This is a genomic window from Protofrankia symbiont of Coriaria myrtifolia (assembly GCF_900634755.1).
Lineage (GTDB): Bacteria > Actinomycetota > Actinomycetes > Frankiales > Frankiaceae > Protofrankia > Protofrankia coriariae.
In genome coordinates, this window is the sequence record NZ_CAAAFS010000357.1 from 1 (window position 1) to 15,350 (window position 15,350).

The 15,350-nt window shown below is 69.1% G+C and carries 12 protein-coding genes; 7 read left to right on the forward strand and 5 right to left on the reverse strand.

Features of this window, described 5'->3' with window-relative positions; all coding sequences use genetic code 11:
- A partial coding sequence (locus CM1CMNOD_RS22065) for a hypothetical protein (protein WP_207387516.1) occupies window positions 1–716 on the forward strand: 716 nt, incomplete at its 5' end.
- A gap of 43 nt (window positions 717–759) precedes the next feature.
- Window positions 760–1,188 carry a DUF6112 family protein gene (locus tag CM1CMNOD_RS20885; protein ID WP_013875582.1) on the forward strand — a complete coding sequence of 143 codons (429 nt, stop codon included), beginning with the start codon at window positions 760–762 and terminating at the stop codon, window positions 1,186–1,188.
- Window positions 1,189–1,369: 181 nt separating this feature from the next.
- On the opposite strand, the gene CM1CMNOD_RS22070 is transcribed toward CM1CMNOD_RS20885, so the two are convergent.
- Window positions 1,370–1,510: a hypothetical protein gene (locus tag CM1CMNOD_RS22070; RefSeq protein ID WP_157491057.1), complete on the reverse strand. Its 141-nt coding sequence runs from the start codon at window positions 1,508–1,510 to the stop codon at window positions 1,370–1,372.
- Window positions 1,511–1,550: 40 nt separating this feature from the next.
- Between CM1CMNOD_RS22070 and CM1CMNOD_RS20890 the strand changes: the two genes are divergently transcribed.
- The 4 genes from CM1CMNOD_RS20890 (at window position 1,551) to CM1CMNOD_RS20905 (ending at window position 6,742) form a co-directional block, all read left to right on the forward strand.
- On the forward strand, window positions 1,551–2,078 hold the full coding sequence (locus tag CM1CMNOD_RS20890; RefSeq protein ID WP_131772975.1) for a hypothetical protein: 528 nt from the start codon (window positions 1,551–1,553) through the stop codon (window positions 2,076–2,078).
- A 137-nt stretch (window positions 2,079–2,215) separates the two neighbouring features.
- Window positions 2,216–3,436 carry a hypothetical protein gene (locus CM1CMNOD_RS20895; RefSeq protein ID WP_347176526.1) on the forward strand — a complete coding sequence of 407 codons (1,221 nt, stop codon included), beginning with the start codon at window positions 2,216–2,218 and terminating at the stop codon, window positions 3,434–3,436.
- Window positions 3,437–3,443: 7 nt separating this feature from the next.
- Entirely contained in the window at window positions 3,444–4,946 is a 1,503-nt protein-coding gene (locus CM1CMNOD_RS20900; RefSeq protein ID WP_013875585.1) for an SCO6880 family protein, read from the forward strand.
- Entirely contained in the window at window positions 4,943–6,742 is a 1,800-nt protein-coding gene (locus tag CM1CMNOD_RS20905; protein ID WP_013875586.1) for a conjugal transfer protein TraC, read from the forward strand. Before CM1CMNOD_RS20900 ends, CM1CMNOD_RS20905 begins: the two co-directional genes overlap by 4 nt.
- A 24-nt stretch (window positions 6,743–6,766) precedes the next feature.
- Here CM1CMNOD_RS20905 and CM1CMNOD_RS20910 read toward each other — a convergent pair whose 3' ends face one another.
- From CM1CMNOD_RS20910 to CM1CMNOD_RS20920, 3 genes are all read right to left on the reverse strand, one after another.
- Window positions 6,767–8,767, reverse strand: coding sequence for a hypothetical protein (locus CM1CMNOD_RS20910; RefSeq protein ID WP_013875587.1), 2,001 nt, complete (start codon window positions 8,765–8,767; stop codon window positions 6,767–6,769).
- 260 nt (window positions 8,768–9,027) lie between these two features.
- Complete coding sequence (locus CM1CMNOD_RS20915; protein ID WP_013875588.1) at window positions 9,028–10,920, reverse strand: serine/threonine-protein kinase; 1,893 nt, start codon at window positions 10,918–10,920, stop codon at window positions 9,028–9,030.
- Window positions 10,917–12,101: a hypothetical protein gene (locus tag CM1CMNOD_RS20920; protein ID WP_050803635.1), complete on the reverse strand. Its 1,185-nt coding sequence runs from the start codon at window positions 12,099–12,101 to the stop codon at window positions 10,917–10,919. The genes CM1CMNOD_RS20915 and CM1CMNOD_RS20920 overlap by 4 nt, the downstream gene beginning before the upstream one ends.
- 346 nt (window positions 12,102–12,447) lie before the next feature.
- On the opposite strand from CM1CMNOD_RS20920, the gene CM1CMNOD_RS20925 reads away from it, so the two are divergent.
- The gene (locus CM1CMNOD_RS20925; RefSeq protein WP_131772980.1) at window positions 12,448–13,764 is read left to right on the forward strand and encodes a hypothetical protein; all 1,317 of its coding nucleotides are present in this window, start codon (window positions 12,448–12,450) and stop codon (window positions 13,762–13,764) included.
- A 589-nt stretch (window positions 13,765–14,353) separates the two neighbouring features.
- Here CM1CMNOD_RS20925 and CM1CMNOD_RS20930 read toward each other — a convergent pair.
- The gene (locus CM1CMNOD_RS20930; RefSeq protein WP_013875592.1) at window positions 14,354–14,677 is read right to left on the reverse strand and encodes a hypothetical protein; all 324 of its coding nucleotides are present in this window, start codon (window positions 14,675–14,677) and stop codon (window positions 14,354–14,356) included.
- Between the last annotated feature and the right edge of the window lie 673 nt (window positions 14,678–15,350).

The window sequence follows — 15,350 nt, forward strand, 5'->3', positions numbered from 1 at the left end:
GAGCCACACCGGGCGAGACGGCGGCCCCCGCCCCCGGCGGCGCCGTTGCGGCTCCCGCCAGCGACACCGGAACGCAGCCGGCTCCGCTGGTGGCGGCCGGCATACCGGGCCCGCCCAGCCCGCAGGTGCTCGCGGCTGGCCTGCGCACCCTGGAACAGACGTACCCGCTGGTGCTCGTCGACACCCCGCTGGACTGGGACAGCAAGTTCGCATCGATCACATTCGGTGACGCGGATGTGATCCTGCTGGTCGTGCCGGCGCTTCCCAGCGATCTGGCCGAAACGTCCGCCGCCATCCATGGGGCGGCCGCCCTGCGCGCCCACGGCACAGGCCCGCGACCAGCGGTGATCGTAGCCGCGGTGTCGGTCCGCCGCGGACGGTGGTCACCGCAGACCCGCTCGGCCGCGGCCAAACTGGCCCGGCGGGTCGATGCGCTGGTGCGCATCCCGTATGACACACGACTTGACGACGAACTGCCCGACCATGCCCGCGGCGCTGCCCGGCACCGCCCGGGCTCGCTGCCCGGCGGCCGCCCGCCGATCGTCTTCTCCCGGGTGCGGTGGCGCAGCCGGCGGGCATTTCTCCGGCTGGCCGCGACCGTCATCGACGCCTGCGATGATCCCGACAGTGCGGAACCCGAGAAGAATGAGAGCGACAACACAACCATCGCCACCGCCGCCGCCTCCGAAGATCGCGGCTTGATTCCCGGCGTATGATCCGACGATCTACGCGCCGAACCGAGTTCAGAAGGGAACAGCGATGATCGTCCATGCTGTGACCGCACAGGCGACGATCGTCCTGGCACAGGTAGAGGTCAAGCCCGACGACTCCAAGGCCCCCGGGATCAACGCGCTCAAGGACCTCGTCAACGGCCTCGCCGCATACGCAGTGATCGCCGCGGTAGCCTCCGTACTGCTCGGCGGAATCGCCTGGGCGCTCGGCGAGCGGATGGGCCTCGACCGCACCTCGGCGATCGGCAAGAGCGGTGTACTCGCAGGCTTCGGGCTGGCCTTCCTCGTCGGTGCCACAGCCGCCGTCGTCAACTTCTTTCTCGCTACCGGAGCCTCCGCGTCGTCAGGCGCCGTCGATCAGCCGCGGGGGCTGGACAGGCCAGCCATCGTCGAGACGATCAACCCTGGGGAACCGACCCAGACCCTCCGCCACAGCCCTTCTGACCGGTTCTCGTGAAACCTGACGGCTGATATTGGGATGATGGATCCGCTGTCGTCTCGCGAGTAGTCGCGTCCGAGGTTGTCACACCAAGGGAGGGGATGTTGGTCAACCAGGCTGACTGGCCCATGCGCCGTCTCGTCGGCCTCCTGGTGGCAACCGGAGCGGTGACTGTGACGGCCGGCATCCTCATCGGACGCTACGCGATCCCGTCCTCCCACTCGGTCAGCATCCAGGGGCAGCCCCCGCCACGTATCGACAGCCGTCCGACATCGGCCGCGTCGAACACCACGTCTCCCACCGTGGTACCCGGTACCTCTCCGACCGGAAGCGGTACCACCGCTCCTCCCGCGGCGCACCCGACCGGACAGATACCAGGCATGCCAACCCGCATCAACGAGTTCGGCATCCCCGTCGGCTACCCCCACACAGAAGCCGGCGCCATAAGCGCCTGTGGAAACTACGTCGCCGCATATGTTGATCGACGCAATCGGGATGCTTCTCAGCTCAAAAAAATATTTGGCTCAATTTCTACCCCTGAAGCAGTCGACAAACTAACAGATCAAATAAATTCGGCAGATTCAACGACGGCAAAAAATCTTGGACTTACCTCCATCAACTCTCCCGACATGTTATTCAATATACGACCTCTTGGATATTCGGTAAAATCATTCGACTCTAATCGAATAACAATATCCGTGTGGTCAACTGCCGCCGTTGGCTCTTACAGTAATAAAGAAAATACTACACCACAGCAAAGCTGGGGTACCGATATCTGCACAGTCACCTGGCAAGACGGAGACTGGAAGCTATCCAATGCAGGAGATGGACCGAATGGACCATCCCTCACTGAACGCGCGGCCGAGGGAATCGGAAGGTTCATCTACATAGGAAGGCCAGCAGAGTGAGCGCCCAGACGTTGGCCAGCAGAGAAGTACTAGCCATCAGCATCGACCCTCTTACCGGAATCAGGAATGCCGTTTCCGATGGAACCGACGGCTTTCTGGAATCGGTGGGTTCCGCGTTTGCGAACATGGCAGCGGACTTGTCTGCATCCATCTTCAATTTTGCCGCACAGCAGACCGCGATCGATCTAAATAAAGACTACATCGTCAACAATTACAATATTGTCTTCGGTGTGGCCATCCTGGTCGTGACGGGCCTGTTCATGTGTGCGTGCATCGCGGGGGCGATCCGGGGGGACGCGCATCTGCTGGGCCGCTCGCTCGCGTCCACCGGGACGGCGATTTTCGGCTCCTTCGTCATGCTGACCCTGTTGCAGATGGTGCTTTCCGCCGCGGACGGAATGTCCGAGGCGTTCGGTGACGGCGCGCCGCTGGGCGCAAGTCTGGTCGCTCAGCTCAGAGCCCTCCCCCAGCAGGGGAACTTCGCCCTCGACATGGTTCTGTCACTGCTGGTCGCGCTGTTCTCGTTCGCGCTCTTCCTGGTCCTCTACATCCGCAAAATAGCAATCATCGCGGTTGCGGTGTTCATCCCGCTGTACCTGGCCGGGCAGCCGGCGATGTCGACCCGCGACTGGATGAAGCGGGCCATGGAGATCCTCGCGGCGCTCATCCTCGCCAAACCGGTCATTTACGCGATCTTCACTCTGGGTGCGAGTATCGCGGGTGACTCGACCGGGTCAGGTATGGACCAGACGCTGACCATTCTCAGCGGTATCGTGATCATGGCTGCCGCGGTGTTCTCGCCGTTCGCCCTGCTACGTGTGATCGGGATGGCCGACGTCCAGCTCATGCAGGTTGTCGGCGCGGCAGGCAGGCGCGGCGCGGCAAGTTTCGGCCACGGCGCCGGCGCTCTGCTCGGCTCGTCGTCACGGGAGACCTTCCGGGGTATCGGCGGGCGGCTGCAGAGCCGGCAGCGCAGCGGATCGGGTGTGGACGCGGGCCGGCCCTTCACCGGTGACCTCGCTCCGGTCGGCACCGGTGCCGCGGCCAGGGCCGGCAGCCGTCGCGGCACCGGGGTGGGCCCGATGACACGGGTCGGTGCGCCTGTCGCCCGGGCCGGCCGGGCCGGCAGCGGGCAACCGGCGCGGACCGCGGCCCGCGCCGCGGAACACGCGGACGTTGGCTCGCCGGCGCCACGGACCAGGTCGGCAACCGGCACGGGCAACCGGGTCGCGGCGCCGGCCGGCACCTCCGCACGCGCCTCCCAGGCCGTTCCCCGAGCCCTGCCACCCGCCGGATCATCACCCAAGGTAACCTCGCCGAGACCGCCCATCCACCCCACGCGTACCGGGGGAGGCTGAGTAGAGCGTGGTCGCCGAACGCAGCTACCGCTTCGGGCCGCTGGAACGCGGCGGCATCCTGCTCGGCATGCGCTGGCCCCAGCTGGGCCTGATGGTCGGCGTGATGCTGTGCGTCCTCGGGGCACTGCGGTCGCCGATCATATTCGCCCCGGGATGGATCGCGCTGGCCGGTGCGCTGGGGTTCGTCGCGTTCGTCCGCGTCGACGACCGTAACCTCGATCAGTGGGTACCGATCCTCTTCGGTTTCACGATGCAGAAGGTGATGGGCGAGACGGTGTTCCGCGGAGCGGTGTTCAGGGTCGGCAACAGCTCCGACCATCTGTCCAAGACCGCGCTGCCCGGTCCGCTGTCGTCCCTGGTGATGTTGTCGGTGCCGGTGGGCAACGGCCGTTACGTGGCGGTGGTCAAGGACACCAGGCGAGGGACGTTCACGGCTGTCCTACAGGTGCAGGGCAGCCAGTTCGCGCTGCTGGAGTCCGGCGACCAGCAGGCCAGGGTGGACGCCTGGGGTGAGCTGCTCGCCGGGCTGACCGTCGGCGGCGGGCGACTGTCCCGTCTCCAGTGGCTGGAACGCACGCTGCCGGACTCCGGGGACCAGCTGCAACGGCACTGGCGGGTGCGCGGGCAGCACGACGGTTCGTGGGCGGCCGAGGCGTACCAGGAGGTCATCGACGCCGCCGGCCCGGTCGCCCAGCGGCACGAGACCTTCCTGTCGTTCCAGCTCCGCGCGCGCGACGTACGGCGGGCGATCCAACGCGCCGGCGGTGGTGACCACGCGGCCTGCACGGTTCTGCTCGGCGAGCTGCGCACCATGGAGGCCGCGCTGGCCAGAGCCTCGATCAACACGGTCGGCTGGCTGCCGCCACGCGCCCTGGCCGCAGTGATCCGGACGACCTATGACCCGTACTCGATCGAGATGATCGACGCACGTGGTGGCGCGGCCTCCGACCGGGCCGGTGGGCTCGCGGGGCTGCCGTCAGGTGTCGACCCGGCGATCGCCGGCCCGGTGCGTGCGGTGGCCGGCTGGGACCACTACCGCACCGACTCCGGCTTCCACACCACCTACTGGATCAACGGCTGGCCGCGGGTGCCGTCCCCGGCCGCGTTCCTCGCCCCGCTGCTGATGGAGACCACCTGCCGGCGGACGGTCTCCCTGATCGTCGAGCCGATGCCCGGCCGCAAGGCCGAGAAGGCGGTCAACCGCCGCCGGATGGCGCATCTGGGTGAACAGCAGATGCGCGACAAGGTCGGCAAGGTCACCACCCAGCGCGACATGGCCGAAGCGTCCGAGGTGGAACGCCGTGAGCAGGAGCTCATCGCCGGCTTCGGTGCCTTCCGCTTCCACGGGTTCGTGACGGTCTCCGCGGACGACATCGACAGCCTGGCCGACGCGTGCGGTGAGGCGGAGACGTTGGCGTCCCGCAGCCGGCTGGAGATGGTCCGTCTTGTCGGCGAACAGGATCAGGGGTTCAGCGTTGCCGCTCTGCCGCTGGCCGTGGGGGTCTCATGACACTGCACCGTTCGGCTGGGGCCGGCACCGACCGGGAGACCCGTCGTGAGCTGAAGGACCTGCGCCGGGCCGAACGTGAGGCGCAGCGCGGCGAACGGGCCGCCGCCCAGGCCGAACGGGCGGCCATCCGGCGGGCCCGGATGGCGTTGCGCCGCGGCGAGCAGCCACCACACCTCGTCGGCCCGCACGCCGGCCGGATCTTCCACAAGCTCCGTCTGCCGGCCCACATGGAGACGACCGCGCAGATCGCCGGCATCTACCCGTTCGTCGTGGACGCCGGGCTGGACACCCCCGGCATGTACATCGGCCGCCACGTCTGGTCCGGTGACTCCTTCGTCTTCGACGTGTTCGAGCTCTACCGCCAGCAGGTCATCGAGAACCCCAACTTCGCGGTCTTCGGCTCGGTCGGCTCACGCAAGTCGTCCCTGCTCAAGACGCTGATCTCGCGGGGGGCCGCGTTCGGCTACCAGGCTGCCGTGCCCTGCGACCCGAAAGGCGAGTACACCAGGCTGGCCCGCCGGCTGGGCTGCGAACCGACCTACATCGGCCCGGGCCTGTCCACCCGGCTCAACCCGCTGGACGCCCCGCCACGGCCGCCGGGCATGGCGGACGCGGACTGGTCCCGGGAGGTCAAACGGGCCCGGTCGGCGCTGCTGTCCTCGTTGATCGAGACCGCGAAGGGCGTGCCACTCACCCCGTCCGAGCACACCGCTGTCGACCTCGCCCTCGACGTCGTGACCCGGCAGATCACCGGCGCCTCCACCGACCGGCAGGCGACCCCGCTGCTGCCCCACGTCCTGGAGGCGATGACGAACCCGTCGGAGGCCGACTGCGCGGCACTGCCGGTGACCGCGACCGAACTGCGCGACTCCTCCCGGGACGCGACGCTGACCCTGCGCCGGCTCACCCACGGCGCGCTCGGCGGGCTCTTCGACGGCCCGACCACCTCCCCGCTGGACTTCGACCGTCCGATCGCCGTGCTCAACCTCGAGCGGGTCCAGGGCTCCGACGAGATGATCGCGCTGATCATGACGTGTGCGCAGGCGTGGATGGAAGCCGCGCTGATGCGCCAGGACGGTGTTCAGCGCTACGTCGTCTACGACGAGTGCTGGCGGCTGATGCGCTTCGCGGGCCTGGTCCGGCGGCTGTCCGCCCAGCAGAAACTCGCCCGCCAGTGGGGATGCGCGAACGCGATCGTCGCACACCGGATCTCCGACCTGCTCTCAGCCTCCTCGGACTCCGTCGAGGTGGCCAAGGGCCTGCTCGCCGAGACCGCGATCCGCATTCTGTACAAGCAGGCGTCCGACCAGATCCCGGACACGCAGCGGGCGCTGGACCTCACCGACGTCGCCTCGGACATGCTGCCCCGGCTGGACCCCGGTTTCGCATTGTGGCTCATCGGGAACCGCGCGTTCTACGTCGAGCACGTCGTCGGCGACCTGGAGATCCCGGTCGTTCTCAACGGATCGAAGATGCACGGCGAGGTCGACAACATCAACCTCGTCCCGGATGATCTCGACCCCGTCCTGCTGGACGGCTACGACTATCGCAACCGGACCGGGTACCACACCACCGATAACAACGAGTACGCCGGCGGCTACGGTCCCAACGCCGACCACGGCGCCGAACACGGCGTCCGGTTCGCTGACGGGCCCGAAGACGACGGCTTCGACATCCCGGCCCGGTACGGGGCGGACGGATTCGCCGTTGACGACCCGTCTGCCGGTCAGGACGAGTTCTCCGCCGAAGAGATGATGGACACCTTCCCCTACGGCCCGCTGTCCCGGGAGATCTAGCCGACCGCGGGCCACTCGATCACGCTATCCGTTCCCCGGGCTCCACGGCCGGAACGGATCAGTCGCCTCGAGCTGTCCCCCGGGATCAGCGGTCGGGGAAACCGGCGGAACATCCGGCCCGTCGATCGGGAGGGATGTCCCCTGCCCGGCCGGCAGCCCCGGCCGTGCCACCGGTGGCACGGCCGGGCGGGCTGTGGAGGCCACCCTGGGCAGGAGGACGATACCGGGATTGCAGTCGCCGAGCGCCGCCCGACGATCCCCCAGCGACGAGTCGATCAGAACGAAAGCGGTCGGCGGAAGCTGCTGGATCTGCGTCGGCTCGACACTGAACTCGTAGACCCGCTGCAGAACCGCGCCGTCCTGCTGGGAATCAGTGGCTGACAGGCTTTCGGTGTTCTCCCAGAACGCCGACTGGGACACCGTCACCGACCGGCTCCAGCCGCTTGATTTTCCACCCTTCCCGCGCGAACCGCCACGGCTCTCGGTCTCGGAGAGAGAGACGCTCCCCCCCGCGCTGCTGGACGTTCCCGTGGTGAGGCTGCTGCCGACCTGCCGGGTGATCTGGGAGAAGACGAACTTGTGTCCACGACCGACGAACTCGGCCGCGGTCTCGGCCTCCTTGGCATTCCCCAGCCGCATGACGAGGGTGGCACTGTCACCCGCGCCGATCAGGCGTTCGGTGCCCTCCCCGAGGTGCTCGAAAAGATTCACCAGACGTATGCCGGCGTTGGCCGCGTACCGGGCCATGCCCTCCAGCGCAGGCGGTCCCATCCGGTCTCCGCCGGCAACCACCAGAATGTCATCGTGGGAAGCGTCGCCACGGCGGCGGCGGAGCTGGTGCAGGACAATGTGGAACAACACCCTGTCGACGAATTCCTTACGGGCGGTCGACGTGTCATGGCTCGACGTTGCTATGATGCGCAGCCCGTGCACCGGCCACCACGGCTGTGGCGCGGCGGTCGTCGCCGTTTCCTCCCGGCCGGCCAGCCGTTCCAGGGACGCCCGCAGGTAACGGATTTCCTGCCGAGTTCCTTCGCTTTCACCCCACGTGCCCGCCCGGTCGGCGACAGCGTTCCGCTCCGCGGGCGACAGAGGATCGGAGCCATCATTCTGCTCATTCCCCTCCAGCACGCGCAGGCCGGCGGCAAGCCGGCTGAAGGTCAGCGGTGGATCCAGCCGGGTGGCGACAACCGCGAGTATCTCGGCATCGAGCACCCGAAGCGTCGGATCAGCGCCTCCGCCACGTCCCACGTCGACGGCATCCGCAAGAAGCTCCGCGACATCATCGGGATCCACTCCATGCAGCAGCCCCAGCCCGCCGATATCAGCGGGGAGATCGTCTACCGTGACCGGGCACCCCGCATCGACCGCGAGCTGGGCAAGACCGCCACCGACCCCACGCTCGCTGAAGTCGAGCAGGAGAATGCCACCACCGGAAGCCAGCGCCGAGGAGCCGACGGTCGCCAGCAGGCTCGCCCAGCCGTCACGGGTGCCACCGAAAACATCGACCCGGCCCGCCGTCGGCCGAGGTGCCAGCGGATGGAACAGCGGCACCGTCTCCCGCCGAACACGATCAGCGGCCTCGTGGCTTTCCACCGCAGCCCGCCAGCCGTCGATAGCGGCCTGATACCTCTCCCACTCGGCATCGCGATTCCTCTGCCATACGACCTTCGTTTGATCAATTTTTCTTTTAAGGCCCACTACTCGATAAAGAATAATTATTACCAGAAATAGTGCAATCGGAAACCAAAAAAGTGCCTTGTTTTCATCAAAAATCTCATATTTCATGCTAAATATCAGCAGTATGACGGGGGAAATCAAATTCCTAGGAAGATGTCGCATGCGCTGCGCGAGGTCGTCTTCATGTTTTTTGGTGTCTGGTGGAGGTGGTTCGTTCCATACTGGTGGGTGGTCGCGCTGGGGATGTGGATTGACACCGGGATCGACATACTCCCAGCCCCACCGCTCGGCCGGGACGAACAACCGTCGGGCGAGTTCAGAGCCGGGGTGCTCAGAACCGGACATCTGGCTTCATGGATTACAGCTCCACCTTCTGACGACCGCGATCGCAACGTTCACATCGGCTTTGTGATACCAAAGTCGACATGGTAGGCCAACCTACCATCGAGCACCATCTGTGATGCTGCCGTACAGCTGATACGGACCCGCGCCTGGCCGCCGCGTCTCCCGGCCACCGTGGGAAGCCTCAACCGGCGGCCGACCCGCTGGGCGCCCTGCCCGCTGACGGATTCGGGTCCGGCCAGGCAGGGGCAGGCGGCCTCGGATCAGCCTCCCGCCCTGGCTCGTGAACGGCTTGCGGCTGCCGCGGCTGTGGCGGCCGCCGCACCGAGCAGGACACAGCAGATGCCGGCGGCGGCAACCGGGACCTGTCGGCTCAACGTGGCCGCGGACAGCCACACGCCGAACCCGAGGACGGCTCCGAGAGCCCCCGCGGCGAACACCGCGGATCCCTGACGGGAGCCGTCGCGCAGCAGCCGGCGGGTCGACTCCAGGTAGGCGAGCGCGAACAGGGCGGCCAGCACACCGCCGGCGCCCATGACGCTGGCCGGCGGTGTCTGCCTCGGCTCGATCGTCACCTCCTGGACGCTGCTCGTGCCCGCCCGATCCAGCCGTACCTGCCCGTGGACGGCTCCGCCGGCGATCCACCGGGTCAGCGGCGGGGCGGTGACGTCTGTCCGCCAGGGCTCGCCCGCGTTCACTGTCACCGGGTCGCCGGTCGCGGTGCCCAGCGGGATGCCCGCCACGGACAGCCGCAGGAGCACCGTCACCGTTCCCGAGGCCGCGGCCGTGCCGCTGATCTCCACCGGCTCGGCCAGGTCGACCCGCGCGACAGCGGGCGGGGTGGCCCCGGCCACCTGGATGCCCTCGGCGGCGGTGGGGCCGGTGGGGACGGCCGGTTGTGGGGACGGCCACAGCACGGCGACCAGCACCATCAGCACGACCGCGGCCAGCGCGGTCCCGGCCAGTTGCCGCAGCGGCACCGGCACCGACGGCGGGCGACGGCGGTGCGCCCGCCCCTGTTGCTGGCCGGTGGCCGACAGCTCCGGCAGCGGGACGAGGGAGGCCTGGTCGAGGTCGACAATGCCCGGCGACGGCCGGCCCACGGGCGTGCCGGACAGCGCCGGCACCAGGTCGGTCACCAGCACGGACTCTTCGCCACGGCCGGATGGGCCGCGCCGGACCGACGATTCCAGGGCCGTGCGCACCGCCGGGGAGAGGTCCCGTACGGCCAGCTCTGACCGCTCCAGCCAGCCGGGCCCGAACGCCTCGGACGCGGCGGCCGCGACGGACTCCGCGAACTGTTCGGCGCTCGCCGGCCTGCGCTCGGGATCCCGGGCCAGCCCGCGCATGAGAAGCCAGGCGAGCCCGGATGGCACCTCGTCGCCGGGCAACGGCGGCTCAGCGGCGTCCTGATGTGCCCGGAACCGGTGGAACCCGCCTTCGGTCGGGTAGGGCAGGCGTCCGGCGAGCAGGTAGTACAGCATCGCCGTCGCCGAGTAGACGTCGGTGCGGACGTCCAGGTAGTCGCCGCGGGACTGCTCCGGGGACATGTACCCGGGCGTGCCGGCGATCACGAACCGGCCGTCCCGGGAGGCGAGGGTGGTCTCCCCGCCGATGACCCGGGCCAGCCCGAAATCGGTCACCTTGACCGTGCCACGGCTGTCGAACATCACGTTGCCGGGTTTGATGTCGCGGTGCAGCAGCCCCTGGTCGTGGGCGGCCTGCGCCGCGGAGAGAACGGCGAGCACGGCCGCGCAGGACTGTTCCATGGTCAGCCCGACGCGGCGGAATCGCTCCGCGAGCGTCCCGCCGGGGAGGTGTTCGAGTACCAGCGCGCAGACCCGTTCCGGCGGGCCCGTGGCGTCGACGGTCACCTCTTCGTCCGCGTATTCGTACACCGTGACGATGTGCAGGTGGCTCAGCCGGGCCAGGGCCCGTCCTTCTTCGTTGAACCGCAGCCGCATCTGCGGGTCGGCGGCGATCCGGTTCGGCAGGTGTTTGACGGCGACCGCCCGGTCGAGCCGTGGATCCCGGGCCGCGTAGACGACGCCGAACCCGCCGCGGCCGAGTTCGCCGCCCAGCCTGTACCGCGGCAGGGCGGCCACCAGCGCCCGTGGGGCCACGGCTGGACCGGATACGGACGAGTTGACTGTCACGAAGGATCGTCCTGACGCGGGCGCCAGTCAGTGCGACGGGTGATGGAGGGGTCGGTCTCCTCGTCGAAGAACCGTGCGGGCGGCTGCCGTGGCTTTTCGTATCCGTGCCTGTTCGCATCTGCAGCGGGTTGCTGCGGCCGGACGACAGGCTGCGGCGACGGCCTTTCGTACCCACGCTCCTCCGCCTCCGCACCGGGCGGCTGCGGGCGGACGACGGCAGGCCGCGACGGGGCTGTCGTTGGACGGGCCCCACCGGCCGGCAGCCCGGCGCCTGCCGGGCCCGGGGCCCGGCGCTCGCCGCCGCCCGGGGGATCGCCCACGGGAACATCGTCTGTGGACGGCGTCTTCCTGGCCGCGGCCGTGGTCACCGCGGATGGGCCTGTGGCCGGGGTGCCGGCCGGCACAGGTGCGGGGGCCGGCACGGGTGCCGGCACCGGAGCCGAGGGGGAGACTGGCGTGGGGGTGAGGTAGCCCAGCAGGAAACCGATCCCCGCGGCGGCCGCGATGAAGGTCAGGTTGGACGACGTCGACGGTGCCGTCACCCGCAGCGCCGACAGGCTGACGATCGCGACGAAGCCGGCCCCACACCCGGCGGGCGCGAACCGGACGGCCCGCCGCCACCGGTTGCGGGGAAGACGATGGCGCGCGAGCGCGAACAACGCGGCAGCCCACAACATGGCCGTGACGACCAGTAGGCCCAGCCCGAACATGCCGTATGTGCAGACCAGCGTGCCGCGGATGTCGGCGATACCGTCGGCCGAGGCGAGGACGCCACGCTTCGCGTCGCGGAGAGTGACAGACATGGGTAGCAGCCCGGTCGCCTGTCCGCGCAGCTCCGCCATGTCGATGTCGACGCTCCAGGCCAGCGAGGCGCCGGGCGGCACGTCCATCCGCACGGCGGTGTCAAAGACGAAGAAGGTCAGGCCCAGCGCGGATCCGCTGACGCGAATCGACCGTATCTGGGCCGGCTCGTTCCGATTGTTACGAACCGTGACAAGAACGCGGGTGGGCTGCTCCGGATCGAGCACGATCCGCCGCCCGGTGACGGAGACCTCGTTGACCACTGCGTCGAGCTGAAGCCCCCCGCTGCCCGCGGCGACGATGCCGCTGGCGGGACCGCTCGGCCCGTCGCCGGCCGCGGCTGTGGCGGGGCCGGGTAACAGGACCAGGACAGCCAGCACAATGATCACCAAAACGGTGAGCGGCCTCGCGGCTCGCCGCGTCGGCTCCACGACAACAGCCACGACGCCCCCCGAGAATCCGCTTTCTGTTGTGACGTCGATGTTACTGTCATCGCGGGAGCAGGGCTGCGGCTGGACATGCTGTCCGGTACACGACACGCCGCCGCTCCGTTCGCGGTCGGGGGGCGTCGTGCGTTTTTCCTGTGCGGTTTTACGTCGGGCAAGCATCAGAACCGTTCTGACGGCCGTTCTGCCCTCGGTGATTCTGCTCGGCATACTCGGCGCGGCGTCCACGGCCGGGCCCACGACAGCCGCCGCCCCCGCCGCGGGCACGAAATCGATCCACATGGCTTTGGCTGCCGTAGCTACTCCAAGTAGTAGCGCGCCCGCGCCAAGCCCCACCGCCTGCCCCGAGGGGACCCCGGACGGCTGCCTGTGCCCGGACGGTTCCGTGGTGCCCGGCGGGCGGGAATGCGCCCCGCAGCCGTGCCCCACCGGCCAGCAGCGCAACGCGGACGGCGTCTGTGACTACCCGCCGTGCCCCGAAGGGCAGCAACGCAACGCGAAGGGGATCTGCGACTACCCGCCATGCCCGGCAGGCCAGGAACGCAGTTCGGACGGCGTCTGCGCCTACCCGCCGTGCCCCGAAGGGCAGCAACGCGGTGAGGACAACACCTGCGGCTACCCACCATGCCCCACCGGCCAGCAACGCGGCGACAACGGGACCTGCGACTATCCGCCGTGCCCGGCCGGGCAACAGCGAAACGCGAACGGCGTCTGCGGCTATCCGCCGTGCCCGGCCGGCCAGGAACGTGACGCGAACGGCACCTGCCGCTACCCACCATGCCCGGCAGGCCAGCAACGCGGCGTGGACGGGATCTGCCGGCCGATCTCCGTGACCTGCCCGGACGGCTCCACCGCCCGCAGCCGGCAGCAGTGCCCGCCACCACCGACAACCTGCTGGGACGGCAGCACGGCCGCCGCCGGGCAGCAGTGCCCACCGCAGCGCGAGACCTGCGCCGGCGGGGTGACGGTGGCGGCCGGGCAACCGTGTCCGCCGCCGCGGCCGGGGCAGACCTGTCCTGGCGGGGCGCTGCCGGACCGCGACGGCGTCTGCCCACGGCCATCGGTCTCCTGCCCTGGCGGCCTGTTGGTGCCCGCCGGGCAGCAGTGCCCGCAGCCACCGTCACCCTGCCCGTCCGGATCCATACGGGACGCGTCCGACCGGTGCGTGCCGGTCAGGCCGGGGCCCACGGCCGTCCAGCAGCCCACCTCTGTGCCCTCGCCCGCACCGGCGCTCCCCAGCCCACTACCCGGGCAGCTGGCGCTGGACAAACCTGTCGTCTCCGCCGGGGACACCCTGTTCGCCACCGGTGCCGGCTGCACTCCGGCCGCCGATGTCGTCATCGTCTCCGAGGACGGCCGGACGATCGGCCGGACGGTCGCGGACACGAGCGGGGAGTTCTCCACGGCTGTGCAGTTCGCCACCTACCGGGTCGGAAACCGTTCGATCATCGCGACCTGTGGGCCGGTCCTGCGGTCCGAGGTGAACATGGTGCTGTCCAGTTCGACCGGCGGCACGTCCAACACGTTCGTCCTGATGCTGTTCTTCCTGCTCGCCGGCTCTCTCGTGGTACGTCACCAGATCGGCCAGAGCATCTGACCGGAGTGCCCGGCCGACGGTGGACGGCCTGGCCTGCGACGGGCGACGTGGAACGACCTGATCACGGACAACATGAACCGTGAGCGGCAGCCGTCGGGAACCGGACAATGGAAACGGCCGGCCGGGGAGCGCACGCCGGCCCACGCGGCGGGAGGTGGCGGACCGCTGGGTAGGAAGGACGGGAGCGGCGGCGCGGGCAAGGGATGGGCGGTGGCCGTGTACCACCGCTACCCACGCCGCCGCTCCCGTCTCGGCCCGACACCGGAAGGCCCTTCAGGGCTCCCGGCAGCGCGCTTGTTTCGCCGTCGCGCCTGCGGAGCCCTCCGCCCTGAGGCATTCAGGGGGAACGGGCACCATCGGTGTCGGTTCACCCGGCGGCCAGGACACCGTCAGCCGGCGGCCGGGGAGTTGGGAACATGGCTCTGCACAGTGCTCGGGAACGTCGTCGTTCGGGAGCGTCGTCGTTCGGGAGCGTCGTCGTTCAGAAAAGTCGTCGTTCAGGAACATCGTCCGGGCCGTCCGGGCCGTCCGGGCTGCCCGTCCACCGGTCGAGCCGGATCCGGATACCGCGGCGGTCAGGTTCTGGCGGTCAGGTCCCGGCGGTGAGCCAGGCGTGCGTCATGGATCGGCGTGACAGCTGTCGCACCGACAGCTCCGGCAGCGACGGCTCGTCCGGCTCAGCCCGTTCCTCGCAGGCCACCGCGGTGTTCTGGACCCTTCCCCAGATGATGCTCCGGCATTCGTCGGCGCCCACCACAAGGGAGGTACGGGTATGCGGGTCGAACACCTCGACGTGCCCGTCGAAACCTGGCGCGAGAATCCTGAAATGGCTCCACAGGTGTGCTGTGTAGGTGTCCGCGAACTTGCCGAGAAGCTCTCCGTCGGCGTCCAGGACAAGTATTCTCTTACCCATTTCAACACCCTTCGCCGGTGGTCCGAACAGTACCGGGTGACTGGCCTGGGAGCAGCTTACGACAAGCCTGCGAGATTCGCCTATACCGAGTTTTCCGTTATCCCCGGAGCGGAATGCGGGTAATACCGGACACCAATTCCGTCGGCACCGGCCCGGCCAACTGCCGCCGGACTGATTCGACGCGCCTTCGCCGGCCCGGGACGTACAACGGCCGGCGAACACCACGGCGGCCGGAGTTGGCACACGGTATTCCGTCCCGGACGCAACAAGCTGGCCCGGTATACCCGCCGGCCCGGGAAGGCGGCCACCGGTAGTCCGGCCCGGCCCGAACAGAGCCCCCTGATCATATGCCGGCCGACCGGCGACATATGCCCGCGCGGAGTGTTGCGTGCCCGTCCCGCTGGACCGGTACGGCGGCGAAGCCGCCCACGACCGGCCGGCGCAGGGCCTGTCTGATCGCCGACCATATCAGGACACCGCCCGTTTACCGGCGAGCCGACACTTCGGGACAAAACCCTCGCGGCGAGCGCCCCGGCATGCCTGGCGCGCCGGCGGCGCGGACCAGGAACGATCGCCGGCCCGCCCGGCGGGCAGCCCCCGGCTGGCAGCCGGTACCCCGTCCATCCACTCACTGTGCCCGACATCGGCGGGGCCCGCGATGCCGAAGGGCCGG